This window comes from Micromonospora sp. U56 (assembly GCF_018070095.1).
GTDB lineage: Bacteria > Actinomycetota > Actinomycetes > Mycobacteriales > Micromonosporaceae > Micromonospora > Micromonospora purpureochromogenes.
Genome location: NZ_JAGPYL010000077.1, coordinates 1 through 19,088, shown reverse-complemented (window position 1 = coordinate 19,088; position 19,088 = coordinate 1). Strand labels below are relative to the sequence as shown.

The following is a 19,088-nucleotide window of genomic DNA, read 5'->3' as shown; positions in this document are numbered from 1 at the left end:
CCCGGTCGGCGCGCGACCGGTGGGACCGAGGGAGGGATGGAAGCCGCGACGACCGACAGGGCGTCGCGGTCAGGCGGCCAGGCCCGCACGAAGGGCGGCCACCTGGTCGGCGAGGATCCGCCGGGAGACGGTCGCCTCGGCGACCGCGATCGAGGCGTGGAAGGTGCCGGGGTAGTAACGAAGCTCCGTGCGGACCCCCGCCTGGATGAGCCGGTGCGCGTAGTCGATCGTTTCGTCGCGCAGCGGGTCGAACTCGCAGGCCACCACGAAGGCCGGGGGAAGTCCGGACAGGTCGGTGGCTCGGGCGGGCGCGGCCAGCGCCGGCACGTCGGCGGCGCCGGCCCGCCCGCGCAGGTAGTGACCCCAGCTCACCAGGGCGTTGGCCCGGTCCCACATCGGGGTGTCGGTGAAGGCCCGCGCCGATACGGTGTCGAGCCGGTCGTCCAGGGCGGGGAAGAGCAGGCACTGGTGCCGCAGGGCCGGGCCGCCACGGTCGCGTACGGCCAGGCAGAGCGCGGCGGCGAGGCCGCCGCCGGCACTCTCCCCGCCGACGCCGATCCGGTCGGCGTCGACACCCAGCTCGGTGGCCTCCTTGGCCACCCACTCCAGTGCCGCGTGACAGTCGTCGAGCGCGGCCGGGAACGGGTGTTCCGGGGCCAGCCGGTAGTCGACCGAGACGACGAGCGCCCCCACCTGGTCGGCGATCCGGACGCAGGTGTGGTGCACGCCGTCCACGCCACCGATGACGAAGCCGCCCCAGTGCAGGTAGAGCAGCGCCGGGACCGGCCCGGCGCCGGCGGGGCGGTAGAGCCGTACGGGCACGTCGGGGGCGCCCGGGGGCCCGGGCGCCCGGGTGTCCGTGACCCGCACCGGCGCCGCCGGCAGGTACGGCTGCTGGTGGGCCGCGATGGCGCGGGCGGCCGCCCGCGCCGTCCCGAGGTCGGCGTAGTCGACTCTCGGCAACCGGCTGGCCGGCTCGGTCAGCTCGGTATCGAAGGCGTACACGTCATACCGCCTCTCGGGTCGGTTCCGGAAGTGCCGTCCACCGCCACCCGGGTGGGGCCGGGGGACGGCGTGGGGAGCGTGGTCGCTCAGAAGGTGACGACGAACTTGCCCCGGGTGTGCTTGCCGACGAAGTCGGCCACCGCCTGCTGCGCCTCGGCGAACGGGTACGTCGCGCCGACCTCCACCGCGAGCCCGCCGTCGGCCGCCCGGTCGACGAGGCGCTGCAGCAGCCCCTCGCTCGCCTCGATGTGCGCGTAGGCGGCCGTGACGTCCCGCTCGAAGGCGGGCGGGCCGCCGGCCGGCGACACCAGGCGCCCACCGGGCCGGACCGCCGCCGCCGTGGCGGCGAGCCCCGGCCCGGCGTTGATCAGGTCGACCACGACGTCCACCCCGCCGGGCTGCGCCCGGAGGGTCTCCTCCACGGTGTCCGCGGCGGTGTAGTCGATCGCCTCTGCGGCGCCGAGACCGCGGACGTAGTCGACCTCGTCCGGCCGGGCGGTGGCCAGCACCCGGACGCCGGCCTGCGCGGCGAGCTGCACGACGAACGAACCCACCCCGCCGGTGGCGCCGACGACGAGCATCGTGGAATCCGGTGCCGGATCGGCCAGTTCGACGATGTTCGCCGCGGTCATCGCGGCGACCGGCAGCGCCGCGGCGGCGACCGGGCCCAGCGCCTGCGGCCGGGCCACCACCTCGGGCCCGTCCAGCGCCAACGCGTACTCCGCGACGGCGCCGCCGACCGGGTGGGTGAAGGCGATCACCTCGTCGCCGGGGCGGAAACGGGTCACCCCGTCACCGACCGCCTCGACGGTGCCGGCCGCGTCCAGGCCGAGCACGAACGGGTGCCGGACCGGCATGATCTCCTTCATGGCGCCGGTGGCGAGCTTGACGTCGAGCGGGTTGAGCGCCGCCGCCCGCAACCGGATCAGGATCTGGCCCGGTGCGGGGTCGGGCTTCGGCAGTTCGGCGACCAGGAGCTGGTCGACGGGTCCGTAGGACTGTGCGATGAGGGCCTTCATGTCGATCGGCTTCCTTCCGAGGTGCCGGTGGCACCGGTGGTTGTCGCCCGCACCGGCGGGGCGGGCGGGTGCGGCGGCGCGGCGCGCCGCCAGGTGAGTACGCGTCGCTGCGCGCGTCCCGAGATCAGCGACGTGCCGTGCAGGACGAGCAGGTCGCCCTCCAGGGCCGCCTCGCGGACGAGTTCGGTGCCGACCATGTGCGGGTGGGCGCTGACCAGGACGGTGTGGCGGATCTCGTCGCCCACCAGCCGCCAGCTGCCGGCGTACCCCATGAACGTCTCGTCCCGCCCGGCCACCCCGGACGGGGGACCGGCGGGGCGAGGGTCGGTGCGCATCATGCTGACCGACATGTGCCCGTCAGCGGTGTAGACGAGGACACCGGCCGGCGCCGCGCCCAGCGGGCCCGGCGACCGGCGTCCCTCGTCGTCCAGGTCGAAGTAGGAGACGAGATGCCACACGCCCGCCAACATCCCCACCGGGACCGGCGTCGCGGGTCGGGAGGCGGTGTCGGCCCCGGTCATCGGGCCGGACCGCGCTGCACCGTGTAGCGGCGGACCGACAGCTCCGCCCCCTGACCGAAGAGCCGGCTGGCCGGGCGGCTCGCCTCGTCGACGAAGCGCTGGGGGGTCGGCTCGCCGGCCACCGGATCGACGTAGAAGGCGGGGTCACCCACCAGCCGGACCAGGCCGACGGGGGAGTGCCCGGGCAGGGCGCCGTCGAGCAGGGTGAGCATCCCCATGCCGAAGTTCAGCTGACGGGGCACGACCAGGGCCTCGGTGCCGCCGTGGTCGAGCATCAGGTGCTCCCGGCCGGGCAGGTGGTGACCGATCCGGTCGACCCGGAACACCTCCCGCCCGTCGAGGTGCCAGCGGGCGACGCCCGCGTCCCGGTCGTACGAGAGGACGAGCTCGTGCTCGTCCTCCGGTGACCGGTCGGCCACCGGCACGCCGTACGAGAACGCCGCGTAGTGGCCCAGTTCGGCGCGGGCGAACGGGAGGCGTTCGTAGAAGGCGTACACCCGCCGGTTGGTCAGCAGGAAGTCGAAGATGACGTACGTCTCCGGATCGACGGCGTTGATCCCCGTCGAGGCGAGCCGGAGGTCGTCCTCCGGGTCGGTGACCTGGTCACCGAAGGGGTGCCCGGTGGTGCCGTGGGTGCGTCCGGACACCACGGCCGTGCCGGTGAGGACCTGTCCGGCCGGTACCTCGAAGCCCGGGGTGCCGTCCGTCGTCCGGTGGGTCGTGTAGACGAGCCACTTGACGTGGTCGAGGACGCCGGGGACCGCGCCCTGCGTGGTGTCCTGGGCGACGGTGCGGGTGAAGACCGGGCGTCCCTCGGGCCCTCCGGAGACCACCCGCAGCCCTTCGGCCGAGGTGTGCACCGTGCCGTCGTCGGCGACGTGCGGGCCGGCGGTGGTGTGGAACCACCGTGCGTCCGGCCCGGTGGTGCGGAATCCGTCGTGGAACTCGTCGTGGAAGAGGCGGCCAGGCGGAACCTCCGCGATGGACCGGGCCGGTGCCACGTCTGTCATGGGTGCTCCCTCGTGCCGGGGGTGTCCGTCGACGGTGATCCGTGCGACGTGCGGGCGGCGGGGGTCAGACGGCGGGGGTCAGACGGCGGAGCCGAGCAGCCGGGCGCCGACCGTGGCCAGCCGGTGCCCCTGGTAGTTGGCGGCGGCGAGCACCTGCTCGCCCGGCAGGCCGCTGCCGCCGGCGTGGCCCGTGCCGTACGGGTTGCCGTGGGCGGCGTAGACGCTCGGGTCGGTGTAGCCGGGCGGGACGATCAGGCAGCCCCAGTGGTACATCGTGTTGTAGAGCGCGAGCAGGGTCGACTCGTTGCCGCCCTGCATGTTGCCCGCGCTGGTGAAGGCCGTCGCGGCCTTCCCGGACAGTTCACCGGCGGCCCAGAGCTGACCGGTGCCGTCGAGGAACTGCTTGAGCTGCGCGGAGACGTTGCCGTAACGGGTCGGGGTGCCGAAGGCGTAGGCGTCCGCCCAGCGCAGGTCGTCGTGGGTGGCGACCTCGACGTCGGCGGTGGCGGTGAGGTGTGCCCGCCACGCCGGGTTGCTGTCGATCGCAGCGTCCGGGGCCAGCTCCGGGACCCGACGGAGGCGTACCTCCGCACCGGCCTTGGCGGCGCCCTCGGCGAGGGCCTGCGCGAGGGCGTGCACGTTGCCGGTGGAGGAGTAGTAGATGACGGCGACCTTCGTGGTCATGGGCGTCCTTCCGCTGTCGACGCGAGGGAGAGGTCGGCGGGGAGCACGCGAAGCTAAGCGGAACCCCCTCCGTTTGTGCCGAGAGTAACCGTCGTGGCGCGTGCGTGCAACGACCCTCGTCCTGCCGTCCGGTCCGTCGCCCGATCGGGCGTCCTCCGATCGGCGGTGGTCGGGTCCGGCGAGTGGTTTTCCCCCAGCACCGGCACAATGGAGCAACCCGCGCCCCGGGTGGCACCGGTCGGCGCCGACCGAGGGAGGGGCCAAAGGTGGCCGAACAACCTCCGGCCGAGCGGACACCCGTGGCGCTCAGCCTGCCGATCGCCGGTCGACCGGTCGAGCGCGCCGACGCCGCGCGGAACCGGCGCAAGATCCTGACGGCGGCGGCGGGGATCGTGTCCCAAGCCGGCATCACCGCCCTGTCGCTCGACGAGGTGGCCCGGGTGGCCGGGGTGGGCGTGGGCACGGTCTACCGCCGGTTCGGTGACCGGGCCGGGCTGATCTTCGCCCTGCTGGACGAGGAGGAGCGGCAGTTCCAGTCCGCCTTCATGCAGGGCCCGCCGCCGCTGGGCCCCGGCGGACCGCCCGCCGAGCGCGTCCGCGCGTTCCTGCACGCGCTCGTCGACCGGGTCGAGGCGCAGCGGGAACTGCTGGTCGCCGCCGAGACCAGCTCGCCGACGGCCCGGTTCACCAGTGGCCCCTACACCATCTACCACATCCACCTGGTCACGCTGCTCGGCCTCGCCCGGCCCGGGGTGGACGCCCACTTCGTGGCCGCGGCGCTGCTGGCCCCCCTCTCCGCCACGTTCCTGACCTTCCAGCGGCGGGAGCGCGGGTTCGCAGTCGACGCGATCAAATCCGGCCTCGACGACCTCCTGGGCCTGGGCCTGTAGTCGGTGCTCCAGCCGGGGTCGAGTCGTCTTCGACCGACCCCGGCGATGGTCACCAGCGGGACACGGCACGGCGGCGGGACCAACCACCCCCGCCGACCGCGCCGTCGGATGTCCCGCCCGGACCGAGGAGGCATCCACCATGCGCGAGCAGAGTTCACCGGCCACGCGTCTCACGCCCACCGCGGTGGCGGACCTCGCCGCGGTGGCGGCGCGCTGCGCCGCTGCGTCCGAGGCCGACCGCCGGCTCGACCCGGACGTCGTGCACGCCCTGATCGACGCCGGGTTCGCGCGTCACTTCGCGCCGACCCGACACGGCGGCAACGCCGGCACCTTCACCGACCTGACCCGAGCCGTCGCCCGGATCGGCGAGGCCTGCACGGCGACGGCCTGGTGCGCCTCCCTGGTGGCGAACCTCGGCCGGATGGCGGGGCTGCTCCCGGCCGAGGGCCAGGCGGAGGTGTGGGCGGACGGTCCCGACGCGGTGGTGGTGGGGTCGCTGAGCCCGACCGGCCGTGCCGAGCCGGTCTCCGGTGGCTGGCGGCTCTCCGGGGGGTGGGCCTACATCAGTGCCGTGGGTTTCGCGGACTGGGCGCTGCTCTGCGGCCAGGTCCCCGCCGACGGCCCGCCGGCGGCGCGGGTGTTCGCCGTGCCGCGCGCCGCCTACGAAATCACCGACACCTGGTTCAACGTGGGGATGGGCGCGACCGGGAGCAACACCGTCGTCGTGCGGGACGTCCTCGTCCCGGACGCCAGGTCCTTCGACCGCGCGCACCTGTTCACCGGCGCCGCGGCCGCCTCCACCGAGCCCTGTCACGTGGTGCCGCTGCCGGCGGTCAACGGGCTGTCGTTCGTCGCCCCCGTGCTCGGCGCGGCGCGCGGGATGGAACGGGCCTGGACCGCCCACGTCACCGAGAAGATCCGCTCCGCCGCCGCCGGGTCCGGCCCGGTGCCGCCGCGGCGCGTCGAGCAGGACGTCACCCTCGCCCGGACCGCCGGCGAGATCGACGCCGCGGAGCTGCTGCTGGAACGGGCGGCCGCCGCCGCCGACCAGGGCGCCGGCATCACCCCGCTGGAGACCAGCCGCAACCTGCGGGACTGCTCGCTCGCCATGGACCTGCTCGTCGAGGCGGTCAACCGGCTGTTCCGGGCGGCCGGCACGTCCGGGCACGCGACCAGCAGCCCGATGCAGCGCGCCTGGCGTGACGTCAACACCGCCAGCAGTCACGTGGCGCTGCAGTTCCCGCCCGCCGCCAGCGCCTACGCGGACCAGGTGTTCAAGATCTGAGCCCTGCGCCCGCCGATCGGCTTTCGTCGCGAGGAGAACACATGTCCCGCACCACAGCTGTTTCCACCGACACCGACTGGCTGCTGTGCCGGGGTTGCCGCACCCCCGTCTACGGCAAGCGCCTGATCCGCAACCACCGGGTCTGCCCCGAATGCGGCCTGCACCTGCCGCTCACCGCCGAGCAGCGGCTCGGGATGCTGGCCGACGAGGGGCGCTACGAGCCGCTGGCCGTCACGGTGACCAGCAGTGACCCGCTGCGCTTCGTCGACCGGGTGCCCTACGCCGACCGGCTCGCCGACGCCCGCGCCCGCACCGGACTGAACGAGGCGGTGCTCTGCGCCCGGGCCACGGTGGAGGGTGTCCCGACGATCATGGCGGTGATGGACTTCCGCTTCCTCGGCGGCAGCCTCGGCAGCGCCGTCGGCGAGCTGATCACCATCGCCGCCGAGACGGCGCTGGCCGAGCACACCCCGCTGATCATCGTGACGGCCTCGGGCGGCGCGCGGATGCAGGAGGGGGCGCTGTCGCTCATGCAGATGGCCAAGACCAGCGCCGCGCTGGGCGCCCTGGACCGGGCCGGTGTGCTGACCGTCTCGGTGATCACCGACCCGACGTACGGCGGGGTGGCCGCCTCCTTCGCGACGCTCGCCGACGTGATCGTCGCCGAGCCGGGGGCCCGGCTGGGCTTCGCCGGTCGCCGGGTCATCGAGCAGACCATCCGCCAGGTCCTGCCCGAGGGGTTCCAGACGGCCGAGTTCCTGCTGGCCCGCGGGATGATCGACATGATCGTCGAGCGGGGGCGACTGCGCCAGGAACTGGGCCGGCTGCTGCGCGCGGCCACCTTCACCGGCGTGCGCTCCGGAGGCCCCGCGCCGGCGGACCCGGTCGTCCGTGACCACCGTGCGCTGCCCGAGCCGGACCCGTGGCGGCACGTCTCCCAGGCGCGGGACCTCACCCGGCCGACGACGCTGGACTACCTGTCCCTCGCCTTCACCGACTTCCAGGAGCTGCACGGGGACCGGATCTCCGGCGACTGTCCAGCGGTGGTGGGTGGAACCGCGTGGCTGGACGGCCGGCCGGTGCTGGTGCTCGGCCAGCAGAAGGGGCACGACCCGGCCGAGCTGATGCGCCGCAACTTCGGCATGCCGGTGCCGGCCGGCTACCGGAAGGCGGCCCGGCTGATGCGTCTGGCCGAGAAGCTGGACCTGCCGATCGTCACGCTCGTGGACACTCCCGGCGCCTATCCAGGAGCGGACGCCGAGGAGCAGGGCCAGGCGGTGGCGATCGCCGAGAACCTGCGCCTGATGGCCTTCCTGTCGGTGCCGGTGGTGACGGTGATCATCGGGGAGGGTGGCAGCGGTGGCGCGCTCGGCCTCGCGGTGGCCAACCGGGTGCTGATGTTCTCGAGCAGCGTCTACTCGGTGATCAGCCCGGAGGGCTGCGCCGCGATCGTCTGGAAGGACCCCGCCGCGGCCCCGCGTGCCGCCGCGGCGCTCGGGCTGGACGCCCGGGAGCTGCTGCGCCTCGGTGTGGTCGACGGCGTACTGGTCGAGCCGGCGGGCGGCACGGGGGCGGACCCGCTGCGTGCGGCCGAGCTGCTCGGCGCAGCCCTTCGGGCGAGCCTGCACGAGCTGGGCGCGCTCGCCCCCAACCAGCTCGGCGCCGATCGGCGGGCCCGCTTCCGCCAGTTCGGTTCGGCCGTGACCGTGGAGGCGGAGCTGTTGACGATCAGCGGAGAGGTGCATTGAGCATGTTCAAGAAGATCCTGATCGCCAACCGGGGCGAGATCGCCCTGCGGATCGCCCGTTGCTGCAAAGAGCTCGGGATCCCGACGGTCGCCGTGCACTCCACCCGGGACCGTGACTCGGCCGTCGTCCAGCTCGCCGACCAGGCGGTGCAGATCGGTCCGGCGCCGCCCACCCGCAGCTACCTCAACGCGGCCGCCGTGCTCCAGGCCGCCGAGCAGTCGGGCGCCGACGCCATCCATCCCGGGTACGGGTTCCTCTCCGAGTCACCGGACTTCGCCGACGCGTGCGAATCGCTCGGCGTCACCCTGATCGGTCCGCCCGCCTCCGTGATGGCGGAGCTGGGCGACAAGACCTCGGCCCGGGCCCTGATGACCCGCGCCGGCCTGCCGCTGCTGCCGGGCAGCGTCCACCCGCTGAGCCCCGAGGCGGCCGAGGAACTGGCGGCGACGATCGGATTCCCCGTCATCGTCAAGGCCGCCGCGGGGGGTGGCGGCCGCGGCATGCAGGTCGTCCACGACCGGGACAGCTTCCTCGACGAGTACCGCAGGACCCAGGCCACGGCTCAGATGCTGTTCGGCGACGGCCGGGTGTATGTCGAGAAGTACCTCCGCGACGCCCGGCACGTGGAGGTCCAGGTGCTCTGCGACCGGTACGGTCACGCCGTGCACCTGGGGGAGCGGGACTGCACCGTGCAGCGACGCCACCAGAAACTGGTGGAGGAGACGCCGGCGCCGGAGCTGCCCGTCGACCTCACCGAGCGGATGGGACGATCCGCCGTCGACGGCGCGCTCGCGGCCGGTTACGTCGGCGCCGGCACCTTCGAGTTCCTGGTCGACCCCGACGGCAGCTACTACTTCATGGAGGTCAACTGCCGCATCCAGGTGGAGCACCCGGTGACGGAGATGGCGACCGGCATCGACCTGGTGCGGGAGCAGATCAAGATCGCCGCGGGTGAGCCGCTCGCGTTCACGCAGGACGACGTCCGGCCCCGCGGGGTGGCGATCGAGTGCCGGATCAACGCGGAGGACCCGGCGCGGGACTTCGCCCCGGCGCCCGGCCTGGTGACGGAGTTCGTGCCGCCCGGCGGCCCGTTCGTCCGGGTCGATTCCCATGTGCACGCCGGCTACGAGGTGCCGCCGAACTACGACTCGCTGCTGGCCAAGCTGGTGGTCTGGGCGCCCCGCCGCGACGAGGCCATCGCGCGCATGCTGCGGTCCCTGGCCGAGTTCCGCATCTCCGGGCCCCGCCTGCACACCACGGTGGACTTCCTGCGTCAGGTGCTCGACGATCCCCGGTTCCGGACCGCCACGCACACCACGGCCCTTGTCGACCAGCTGACGGACCGACGGTAACGGCGGCGCCGGACCCGGTCCGGCGCCGCCGTCTCGTGGCGCGGCTCTCGGCGCCGGCCCCTCTCGGGGCCGGCGCCGATCGCGTCAGGGCAGCGTGATCGACTGCGAGTGCCGGAAGAAGTTCGTCGGATCCCAGCGGGCCTTCACCTGCTGCAACCGGGGGTAGTTCTCCTTGTAGTAGAGGGTCGACCACGGTACGCCGGAGCGGTTGATCTCGGGATCGCGGATGTCCATGTCCGGCGAGTTGATGTAGCAACCGTCGGTCTGGTCGTTCGGCACCGGGTAACCGCCGGTGGCGGCGAACGTCTGGCCGTAGATGTCGCGGAGCCAGTCGACGTGCTGGGCGTCCTCCGCCGGGTTGATCCAGAAGTTCTCGTAGAGGGCCAGGAACGCCGAGTTGCGGTGCGGGTACGCGGTGGCGGTGGTCGGCACCCTGTTGACCTTGCCGCCGGCGACCCCGGTGAGCTGGAGGGTCGCGTTGGGGTTCGCGTAGTCCTGGCGGGTCAGGTTCCGCCAGAGGGCCGCGATCTGGGTGTCGGTGAAGCTGCGGCGCAGGTACGCCGACTTCACCGCGCTGCGCATCGTCGGGTCCAGCATGGTGGCCGGGTTGCTGGTGCCGATGAGCCGGGTGGCCGCCAGCCACCGCAGCCGCCGGGGCGGGTACGGGGCGGTGATACCGGTGTCCCGGGTGACGGCGGCGAGGTAGTCGGCGAGCAGCCGCTCGGCGTCGGGCACGGCCGCGTCGATCTGGGTCAGCAGCCCCATGCCCCCGGCGGACCGGTGCGGGATGAACGCCACCCCGGACAGCGCGGTGTACGGGGAGTCGGCGCTGGCGTTCTGCGCGTACCAGGTGCCGAAGTTGCGCACGAGGGTGGTGAACCTGGCCTGGTCGAGGGCCACCCAGGGCACCGGCACGTTGCTGACGAGCACCTCGCGCGGCGGACGGGGCAGCTGCTGGCCGGGGATGGTGCCGGAGGCGTTCGGCGAGCGGAACCAGTAGCGGGTGATGATGCCGAAGTTGCCGCCTCCGCCGCCCGCGCACGCCCACCACAGGTCCCGGTTCGGGTCGGTGGAGGCGCGGGAGGCGACCACGAGCCGCGCGACGCGGTTCGCGTCGACGACGACCATCTCGACCGCCTCGATGTGGTCGGCGACGACCCCGTGGCTGCGGGAGAGCAGTCCGTAGCCGCCGCCGGTGGCGTGTCCGCCGATGCCCACGGTCGGGCAGACGCCGGCGGGCAGGGTGACGTTCCAGCCCTTCTGCAGCGTCTCGTACACGGCGATGAGCAGGGCCCCGGGCTCCACCGCGAAGGCCTGGCGGTGCTGGTCGTAGGAGATCCGGTTCATCGCCGACATGTCGATGACGACCTTGCTGGCGGAGTGGTAGACGAAGTCCGCGTAGCAGTGCCCGCCGCTGCGCACCGAGACCCGCTTGCCGGCGTCGACCGCCTCCTGCACCGCCTGCAGCACCTGGGCGGACGAGGTGACCAGCCGTACGGCGTCGGGCGTCGCGACCCACCGCTGGTTGTTGCCGACGACGAGGTCGGGGTAGCGCGGGTCGCCCGGGGTGACCGTCAGCGTGGGCGTCGTGGTGGTCGTGGTGGTCGTGGCGGCCTGCGCGGGTGCTCCCGTGGCCATACCCGCCACGGCGGTACCCGCGACCGCGGCGGTCCCGCTGAGCAGGCTTCTCCTGCTGATGTGTGCCATGCCGTTCCTTCCCATTCGCATTCTCGGGTGCGCGGACGTGTCCGGCGGGACCGGAAGATCGCGACGGGCGGACCGTTCGGGAAGAGACGCGGAGTTCGCGCGTGATTTCCGGCGCACGTGAGGCCCGTCGGCCCGGATCGGGCCAAGAACGAGTGCCGAATTCCACCCCCGTGGATGCTCGCCCGGTCCCGCGCATCGGGTGCTGTCGGAACACTGAGCCGCAATCAATACGGTATTCGCGACGTCAATTCCGAAACAGCGTCGGAAGGTCCGATGTGATCACCCGAATGGGGGAGTCCTGTTGGTTTTCCGTCACCACTTCGTTGATGTGGTGAATAGCTGACGATGAAAGGGAATCCGGTGTCCGAATCCTCCCCTTCTTTACGTATGTCGGGACGCGATATCTGATGGATACAGACATCGATGTGACAGTGCGCTTCGTCACAGTTAGGCAATCACCCCGCCCGGGGCCAAGAAATCGCGCCTCTTCCTGCGGAAACAGTCCCCTGCCGGGCCCTCGGTGATCGGGAAACAGCTGGCCCTGAGAAGTGGCGAGCATGTGTAAACTGGCGCCCAGTAGCGGGAAGTGGAGGGTCCTCCACTTTGCTGGTTCGAGGGGGTGGCCATGGCCGTGACAAGGGGGATCGGCCGCACTTCCCGACTTCTCACCGGCGTGGGGGCGGTGCGGATCAGGCCGCTTTCCGGCTGTTCTTCCGGTCTATCGAGAGCGACGGCAGAAGCACCGTGAGCGACGGGGGAGTACCTATGAGGTTCAACGTTCTGGGCCCACTGGAAATCATCACGGATGACGACAGGTCGATCGATGTGAGCCCGTCGAAAACCGGGCAGGTGCTGGCCTTGCTGATCGCTCGGTGCCCCGATGCGGTGGCGGTCGACACCCTCATTAGGGAATTGTGGGGCGAGAAGCCGCCGCGCAGCGCGGTCACCACCCTTCAGACGTACATCTACCACGGCCGGCGGATGTTGGCGCGCGAGTTGTCACCGCTCGGTCAGGACCTGGTGTCGACCAGGGCGCCCGGTTATGCCATGCGGATCGCGGCGCAGGACGTGGACGTGAATGTCTTCGAACGACTCGTGCATCGGGCGCGTGAATTGTTGGTTGACGACGAGCCGGAGGCGGCGCTGCGTGAACTCCGCACGGCACTCGACCTCTGGCGGGGTCCGGCGTTCGCCGGTCTGGCGGTCGGGGAGGTGCTGGCCGCGCACATCGCCCACCTCGACGAGGTGCGACTCCAGGCGACCCACCTGCGGATCACCGCGGAGCGCCGGCTCGGCCGCCACCTGGAGCTCGTGGCGGAACTGCGTGCCCTCGTCGCCGCCCATCCGCTCAACGAGTCCTTCCACGCTCAGTTGATCGAAGTGCTCTACGAGTCGGGCCGCCGGGCGGAGGCGTTGCAGGCATATCAGAACCTGCGCGGCATCCTTGCCCGTGAGCTCGGGGTCGAGCCGACCGTCCAGGTGCAACGGTTGCAGCTGACCGTCCTGCAGGGGGAGGACAGCCGGCTCGCCGGACTGGCCTCCCGGTGACCAGCCGGCCCCGCCCGGTCGTCCGCGATGGCGACGACCGGGCGGAGCGGGCCGGTCAGGAGCCCTCGGTGACGTTGATGAGGAAGAGCGGGTCGTCGTACTCCACCGGCTCGCCGTTGTCGTGCAGCACCGCGCTGACCGTGCCGTGCACCGTGGACTCGACCGGGATCATCAGCTTCATCACCTCCACGATCGCCAGTTGCTGGCCCGGGGCCACCGTGTCGCCCACCGAGACGAACGGCGGGGCGCCGGGTGACGGCGCGTGGAACAGGACCCCGACCGCCGGCGAGCGGACCTGGTGGCCGTCCGGCTCGACGGCGAGGGGTGTGGAGCCACGGGCAGCCGCCACCGCCATGGGCGCGTCGGTGACGGCGTGGGCGGTCGTCGGTTCCACCGGCCATTCGGCCTCGACCGTCACGCCGCCCGCCCGCACGCGCAGGGCGCTCGGGGTACGCCCGAAGCCCGTCAGCAGTTCCAGGGTGCTGCTGCGGACCAGTTCCAGCGCGGCCTGCATGTCCCGCATCGCCCGGGGGTCGTGGTCGTCGGGCGTCTCCTCCGGTGGCCGGTGCGGCGCCCGGGTGGTGTCACTCGTCATGACGGTGCCTCTCCTCGAAACCGTGCCGGGTCCGGCTGCTCGATCCGTGTCCGGCCGGACCGGTGTCCCGTGACCTGTCAGTAGTTGCCGAGCCCACCGCAGACGTTCATCGCCTGCGCGGTCACCGCGGCGGCGCCGTCGCTCATCAGGTACGACACCATTGCGGCGACCTCCTCCACCTCGACGTAGCGGCCGATCGGGACCCGTCCGGTGATCCGGGCGTGGGTCTCGGCCTCGTCGACGCCCCAGATGTCCGCGTAGTGCTCCCGCACCCGTTCGGCCATGGGGGTCTCCACGAACCCGGGGCACACCGCGTTCACGGTGATGCCGGTCTTCGCCAGCTCCAGGCCGAGGGCCTTGCTGAAACCCACCACGCCGTGCTTCGAGGCCGAGTAGGGGGCGGCGTGGACCACACCCTGCTTGCCGCCGGTGGAGGCGATGTTGATGACGCGACCCCAGCCCCGCGCCAACATGCCGCCGGTGGTGAGGACCTGCTTGGTCATCAGGAACACGCTGTTGAGGTTGGTGTTGATGACGTCGAACCAGAGTTCGTCGCCGATCTCTGCCGTGGCGCCGCCGCCCGGGCGTCCGGCGTTGTTGACCAGGACGTCGATCGGCCCGTACCGCTCCACCGCCGCGCCCACGAACCGCGTGACGTCCGCCGCGGACCGCACGTCGCAGCTACGGCCGTCGACGTCGAGCCCCTCCGACTGGAGGCTCTTGACGGTGTCCGCGACCGCCGACTCACGGCGGGAACAGAGGTAGACCCGTGCCCCGCTGCGAGCGATCGACCGGGCGACCGCCAGCCCAATTCCGCTGGTGGCCCCAGACACGATCGCCACCCGCTGGCTCTGCTCCGACATTGGCTCCCCTTCACCGCACGGCTGACTGTGACGACGCCGAGGATCACCGTCCGTCCTCGAACACCGGTCGAGGGTGCCTGGAGAGCCGGGCGTCGAAGGCCGGGCCGCGCGCCCGGCCTTCGAGCCGGATTCGAGTCCGGACGGTCATCGTGGTGCCGCCGGGGCCCGCCGTCCGGTGCCCCGTCCAGGCCAGCCATCCCGGAGGTCACCCATGCCGACGTCCACCTCGTTCACCGAGCTGTACACGGAGGTCCAGCAGTTCTACGCGCGGCAGATGCGCCAGCTCGACGAACGCAAGTTGGAGGCCTACGCCGAGACGTTCACCGAGGACGCGGAGTTCGGTCACACGCCCGGACGCGAACCCGCCCGGACCCGGGCCGGCATCGCCGCCGACCTGCACGAGTTCCACAAGCGGTTCGAGAACGACCCGGTGCAGCGCCGGCACTGGTTCAACATGATCGACCTCGAACCGCAGGACGACGGGAGCATCCGCTCGACCTGCTACGCGCTGGTGATCACGACGCGCCCGGGTGGTAAGCCGGACATCGCGCCGAGCTGCGTCGTCCGGGACGTGATCGTGCGCGGCGAGGACGGCGGTCTGCTGCTGCGCTCCCGCAAGGTCGAGCACGACCAGCTCTTCTGAGCCGGCGACGATGCCGGTCGCCCGTCGACGCACTCAGCCCGGGCGGGGCGGGCCGTGCCGCCCGGGCTGACGGCGCCGTACGTGCCATCGCCCGGGCGGTCCGACCGGTCAGGCCCCGGCGGGCGGGGGGATGAGCACGACCTGCGATGCGGTCGACATCCACGTGGGTCGGATCTCGAGGCGGGAGAACCGCCAGCCGCCGCCGGTGCGGACGAAGCCGAAGCGGTAGTCGCCGGCGAGGACCCGGACGGCGGGCGGGTCGTTCTCGACGAAGACGGCGGTCAGGTTCGCCTGCCCCGACGCCCGGTCGCCGTCCTGCTCGACGAGCAGGTGCGCCATCGAGTGCTGGAGCCGGTGGTAGTGGGCGTGGTGCCGCTGCGCCTGCTCGACCAGGCGGGTACGGCCCTCGTCGGTGCCGCCCGGCGTGACGGCGACCGCCTCCGGCGTGAACAGCGCGTCCGCGTCGCCGAGGCAGCGGCCGTCCAGCCACCTGCCGAGCCGGGCCACCAGCTCGGAGATCTCGCGGTGGTCGGTGAGGGCCCGGAGCTCACGCCGGAGCGCGACGAGTTCCTCGTCGGGCGTCGGTGCCGTCCGGATCGTGCCGGTGGAGTCCTGCGTCATGTTCACCTCGAGAGTCCTGGATGTCGAGCCGTCGGGCGGCCGGGTCGGGTGCGTCGGCGCGCTCCGGATCACGGCGCCGGTCGACGCCTGCCCGGGCGCGGATGGCCGGGCCCACGGGCCGGTGGACATCTTCCGTTCTAGCCGAGTCGGGACCGGCTGTGGCGCGATGCAGGATTCCAGACCGGACTCGAATCCGACTCGAAGCGCGCCCGCCTCCGGGCAGGGCCGGCCGGGCGGGTGCGGCGCGAGGTCGGCGCGCACCCGCCCGGGGACTCATCCGTGGAAGCGGACGTAGTCGAAGACCGCCGTCACCGGCGGCTGCGCGCCGCCGTGCGCGACCAGGCCGATCCGCGGGGTGGTGTCGGCGGGGAAGGTCCACACCCCACCCCACGTCCAGCTCGTCCCGTCCCGGCTGGACCCGGCCCGGAACTCGTGCTCGCCGGTGGCCGGGTCGACCCGGTGGGCCAGCCGCAGCCAGGTGGTGGTGGCCGGGGTGCCGACGATGTTCCCGCCGTATACGGGCTGGCCGGCGAAGGGCAGCTCGTAGCCGTACTCGACCTGACGGGTGTTCCAGATCGCCACCTGGGCCAGCCGGGCGAACCGGTCGTCGTCGACGTACGCGACCAGGCCGGCCTGCTGGTAGTTGCGGACCGTCTCCTCACCCAGGTCGAGGGTCACCTTCGTCTCGACCACGTAGTCGCCGGTCGGCGCGTCGCGCCGCAGCACCCCGGCGGTGTTGCCGGTGCCGGTCAGGTCCGCCGCCTGCACCGGCCAGCGCAGCGCGCCACCGGAGACGGTCGCCGCCCGATCCTCGCGGACCCACCGCCACGCCGGGTCGAGGCCGTCGGCGAACTCGTCGGAGTACGCCGGCAGCACCCCGCCGACGCGGGGCTCCGGCACCGCCCGTGGGGCGGGCCGGTGCAGCCGGGCGACGCTGACGTTGTCGAACTCCGCCGCGCCGCCGGTCGCGGCGACGGTGAGCCGGCCGACCGTCGGCCGGGTCAGCCGCAGCGACACCACGGCGCGCTGGTCACCGAGCCGGGCCGGGCTCAGCTCGGCGACGAGCTGCTGGCCGCGCACCTCGACGGCGAGGTTGTGCGGGTCGGCGGGGTCGAGAGCGGCGGGCAGGGGCGCGCTCGCCGTCGCGCCGCCCGCCTCCCGGGCGACGAGCCGGCCGGCGGCGGCGTCGAGGCGTACCTCGACCCGGCCGACGGTCAGTCCGGCCGCCGCCGCGCCGGTGAGCCGCAGGTCGGCCTCCGCGCGCAGGTCGCCGCCGGTCACCGTGCGGCTGGTCAGCGCGCCGGCGCCGGTGAGGCGGTCGTCGGCGACCCGCCACGCGCCGCTGCCGGTCCAGCCGCTCAGCGCCGGGGAGTCGAAGCGGGCGTCGAGCCGGGCGGTGGTCACCGGCGCCCGGCGGTCGCCCTCGGACGGGCCGGCGCCGGCGTTGACCTGGGGCCAGCCGTCGATCCAGTCGAGGCGGTCGATCAGCATCGGCCGCTCGTTGATGCCGAACGGCTCGTCCAGGTACGGGTCGGCCCGGTCGATGGCGTGGTAGACGATCCAGTCCTGCCCGGACAGGTCGGTGAGGAAGCCGTTGTGCCCGGTGCCGATCCAGCGGTTGCCGTTCTGGGTGAGCACCGGCGTGCCGCCGGCCCGGGAGGCGGTCAGCGGGATGCCGTCGCGGTCGACGAACGGCCCGCGCGGGCTCGTCGCGCGACCCACCTGGACCGAGTAGCCGGTGGCCGGGCCGGCGCAGCAGTTGGCGGTGGAGGCGAAGAGGTAGTACCAGCCGTCGTGGCGCAGCACGTAGCTGCCCTCGAACTTGTTGTCGATGGCGACCAGGGTGGGTGCGCCGACCGCGCGCAGCCCGTCGGCGGAGAGCTCGGTGACCGAGATGCCGCCGTAGTAGCTGCCGTAGTAGAGGTAGTGCTTGCCGTCGACGTCGGTGAACTGGGACGGGTCGATGGTCCAGAGCCAGCCACCGCCGCCGCCGGGACGGGGCGCCACCACGGGCTGGTCGGCGAAGGTCCATGGGCCGGTCGGGGTGGGGGCGGTCGCCGCGCCGACGGCGAAGTCGCCGCCGTCGGGGGAGACGGTGGTGTCGGTGACGGTCACGTACATGACCCACCGGTCGCCGACCCGGCGCACGTCGGGGGCCCAGAAGCCGGCGTCGGCCGTGGCGTACGGCGGGCGTTGGTCGGGGCCGAAGGCGTCGCCGAGGTAGGTCCAGTCGACCAGGTCGGCGGAGCGGGCGGTGGGCACCCGGTGAAACCGCTTCTCGCCCTCGCGCAGCGGGTCGGTGGTGCCGTAGGCGTACCAGAAGCCGTCGTCGCCGCGGACGACGACGGGGTCGGCGAAGGTGTCGGCGAACCCGGCGGAGAGCGGGTTGCGGTAGCGGTCGGGGGTGTCGGCTCCGGCGGTGGCGGGCGCGGAGGCGACCGCCGCCAGGAGCAGACCGAGTACGGCGGCGAGCGCGCCGCCGCGGCGGAGTTGACCCATCAGACCTGCCTCGGTTGGGGTGAATGGTGGTCGGTGTGTCATTCCGTCCAGTTCTACAACGATGAATACAACGTTGTAAAGGCGTCGGCACGGGTCGGCGGTCACCGAACCGTCGCCATGGCACCATCGGCGGATGACCGCTGCGCCCACCGACGGCCGCCGCCTCGCCGACCTGGCCGCCCTGCTCGCCGACGACACCCGGGCCGGCATCTGCCTGGCCCTGCTCGACGGACGGGCGTGGACGGCCGGCGAGCTGGGGCGCGCCGCCGGGGTCGCCCCCTCCACCGCCAGCGAACATCTCACCCGGCTGGTCCGGGGCGGCCTGCTGGTGGAGGAGCGCCAGGGGCGGCACCGCTACCTGCGGCTGGCGGGCCCGGCGGTGGCCCAGCTGATCGAGGACCTGGCCGGGCACGTGGCGCCAGCCCCGCGCCCGGCCGGATCGCTGCGCGTGGCCACCACCGACGCCGCCCTGGCCCACGCCCGGACCTGCTACGACCACCTCGCCGGGCGGCTCGGCGTCCGGCTGCGCGACGCCCTGCTGGCCCGCGGCCTGCTCGACGGCGCGGACGGTCTCGCGGTCACCCCGACCGGCCGGGACTGGCTGGCCGACCTCGGCGTCGCGCCGCTGCGCGGCGGCCGGCGGCCCCTGGTGCGGGACTGCCTGGACTGGACGGAACGCCGTCCCCACCTGGCCGGCGCGCTCGGCGCCGCGCTGTGCCGCCGCTTCGCGGAACTGGGCTGGACGACGCGTGGCACCGGGCGCAGCGTGCGGGTGACCCCGGCCGGCGTGGCGGCGCTGCCCGAGGTGCTGGGGATCGACGCCGGCGAGCTGGTGCCGCCCCGCCGCGACGGTGGCGGTGGCGGACGCGCCTGACCCGGGCGAGGCCGCCAGCACCGCCCCCCGAAAAGTGCGCCGAGGCCGGCAGAGTTCGGTCGGCGCCGATGCGACCCGCACCTAGCATCGGGCGGATGAGCGACCCGACGCCCCTGATCCCACCCGGCCCCGACACCCCGGCCTGCGGCCCGCCGACCCTCGACGGCGGCATCTGGTCGGTGACCCGCCACGCGGACGTGCGCGGTGTGCTCACCGATCCAGAC

Annotated in this window: 17 protein-coding genes; 7 read left to right on the top strand and 10 right to left on the bottom strand. The window is 73.2% G+C overall.

Annotation, left to right across the window (positions count from 1 at the left end):
- Positions 1–69: 69 nt before the first annotated feature.
- The 5 genes from KBX37_RS23095 to wrbA all read right to left on the bottom strand — a co-directional run bounded on the left by KBX37_RS23095 (position 70) and on the right by wrbA (position 4,239).
- Positions 70–1,005, bottom strand: coding sequence for an alpha/beta hydrolase (locus KBX37_RS23095; RefSeq protein WP_210778006.1), 936 nt, complete (start codon positions 1,003–1,005; stop codon positions 70–72).
- 86 nt (positions 1,006–1,091) lie between these two features.
- The gene (locus KBX37_RS23090) at positions 1,092–2,024 is read right to left on the bottom strand and encodes an NADP-dependent oxidoreductase (protein ID WP_210778005.1); all 933 of its coding nucleotides are present in this window, start codon (positions 2,022–2,024) and stop codon (positions 1,092–1,094) included.
- Complete coding sequence (locus KBX37_RS23085) at positions 2,021–2,545, bottom strand: lipocalin-like domain-containing protein (RefSeq protein WP_210778004.1); 525 nt, start codon at positions 2,543–2,545, stop codon at positions 2,021–2,023. The genes KBX37_RS23090 and KBX37_RS23085 overlap by 4 nt, the downstream gene beginning before the upstream one ends.
- Positions 2,542–3,555: a DUF6081 family protein gene (locus KBX37_RS23080; RefSeq protein WP_210778003.1), complete on the bottom strand. Its 1,014-nt coding sequence runs from the start codon at positions 3,553–3,555 to the stop codon at positions 2,542–2,544. Before KBX37_RS23080 ends, KBX37_RS23085 begins: the two co-directional genes overlap by 4 nt.
- A 78-nt stretch (positions 3,556–3,633) precedes the next feature.
- The gene (gene wrbA, locus KBX37_RS23075; RefSeq protein ID WP_210778002.1) at positions 3,634–4,239 is read right to left on the bottom strand and encodes an NAD(P)H:quinone oxidoreductase; all 606 of its coding nucleotides are present in this window, start codon (positions 4,237–4,239) and stop codon (positions 3,634–3,636) included.
- A gap of 266 nt (positions 4,240–4,505) precedes the next feature.
- On the opposite strand from wrbA, the gene KBX37_RS23070 reads away from it, so the two are divergent.
- The 4 genes from KBX37_RS23070 (at position 4,506) to KBX37_RS23055 (ending at position 9,514) form a co-directional block, all read left to right on the top strand.
- Complete coding sequence (locus tag KBX37_RS23070) at positions 4,506–5,129, top strand: TetR/AcrR family transcriptional regulator (protein WP_210778001.1); 624 nt, start codon at positions 4,506–4,508, stop codon at positions 5,127–5,129.
- A gap of 139 nt (positions 5,130–5,268) precedes the next feature.
- Positions 5,269–6,414, top strand: coding sequence for a hydrolase (locus KBX37_RS23065; protein WP_210778000.1), 1,146 nt, complete (start codon positions 5,269–5,271; stop codon positions 6,412–6,414).
- The gene (gene accD, locus KBX37_RS23060) at positions 6,411–8,162 is read left to right on the top strand and encodes an acetyl-CoA carboxylase, carboxyltransferase subunit beta (RefSeq protein ID WP_256440350.1); all 1,752 of its coding nucleotides are present in this window, start codon (positions 6,411–6,413) and stop codon (positions 8,160–8,162) included. The genes KBX37_RS23065 and accD overlap by 4 nt, the downstream gene beginning before the upstream one ends.
- Before the next feature lie 2 nt (positions 8,163–8,164).
- Complete coding sequence (locus tag KBX37_RS23055) at positions 8,165–9,514, top strand: acetyl/propionyl/methylcrotonyl-CoA carboxylase subunit alpha (protein WP_210777998.1); 1,350 nt, start codon at positions 8,165–8,167, stop codon at positions 9,512–9,514.
- Between the two features lie 84 nt (positions 9,515–9,598).
- On the opposite strand, the gene KBX37_RS23050 is transcribed toward KBX37_RS23055, so the two are convergent.
- A complete protein-coding gene (locus tag KBX37_RS23050) occupies positions 9,599–11,221 on the bottom strand; it encodes an FAD-binding oxidoreductase (RefSeq protein WP_210777997.1) in 1,623 nt (540 codons plus the stop codon).
- Between the two features lie 765 nt (positions 11,222–11,986).
- Between KBX37_RS23050 and KBX37_RS23045 the strand changes: the two genes are divergently transcribed.
- On the top strand, positions 11,987–12,769 hold the full coding sequence (locus KBX37_RS23045) for an AfsR/SARP family transcriptional regulator (RefSeq protein ID WP_210777996.1): 783 nt from the start codon (positions 11,987–11,989) through the stop codon (positions 12,767–12,769).
- Positions 12,770–12,824: 55 nt separating this feature from the next.
- On the opposite strand, the gene KBX37_RS23040 is transcribed toward KBX37_RS23045, so the two are convergent.
- Both KBX37_RS23040 and KBX37_RS23035 read right to left on the bottom strand, forming a co-directional pair.
- Positions 12,825–13,364 carry a biotin/lipoyl-containing protein gene (locus KBX37_RS23040; protein ID WP_210777995.1) on the bottom strand — a complete coding sequence of 180 codons (540 nt, stop codon included), beginning with the start codon at positions 13,362–13,364 and terminating at the stop codon, positions 12,825–12,827.
- 77 nt (positions 13,365–13,441) lie between these two features.
- A complete protein-coding gene (locus tag KBX37_RS23035) occupies positions 13,442–14,227 on the bottom strand; it encodes an SDR family NAD(P)-dependent oxidoreductase (protein WP_210777994.1) in 786 nt (261 codons plus the stop codon).
- A gap of 211 nt (positions 14,228–14,438) precedes the next feature.
- Between KBX37_RS23035 and KBX37_RS23030 the strand changes: the two genes are divergently transcribed.
- A complete protein-coding gene (locus KBX37_RS23030; RefSeq protein ID WP_210777993.1) occupies positions 14,439–14,870 on the top strand; it encodes a nuclear transport factor 2 family protein in 432 nt (143 codons plus the stop codon).
- 108 nt (positions 14,871–14,978) lie between these two features.
- Here KBX37_RS23030 and KBX37_RS23025 read toward each other — a convergent pair whose 3' ends face one another.
- Positions 14,979–15,491 (bottom strand): nuclear transport factor 2 family protein, encoded by a 513-nt coding sequence (locus KBX37_RS23025; protein WP_247658730.1) that lies wholly within the window; start codon positions 15,489–15,491, stop codon positions 14,979–14,981.
- Between the two features lie 273 nt (positions 15,492–15,764).
- The gene (locus KBX37_RS23020) at positions 15,765–17,990 is read right to left on the bottom strand and encodes a family 43 glycosylhydrolase (RefSeq protein ID WP_210777991.1); all 2,226 of its coding nucleotides are present in this window, start codon (positions 17,988–17,990) and stop codon (positions 15,765–15,767) included.
- 133 nt (positions 17,991–18,123) lie between these two features.
- On the opposite strand from KBX37_RS23020, the gene KBX37_RS23015 reads away from it, so the two are divergent.
- Entirely contained in the window at positions 18,124–18,864 is a 741-nt protein-coding gene (locus KBX37_RS23015) for a helix-turn-helix transcriptional regulator (RefSeq protein ID WP_210777990.1), read from the top strand.
- Positions 18,865–19,088 lie beyond the last annotated feature (224 nt).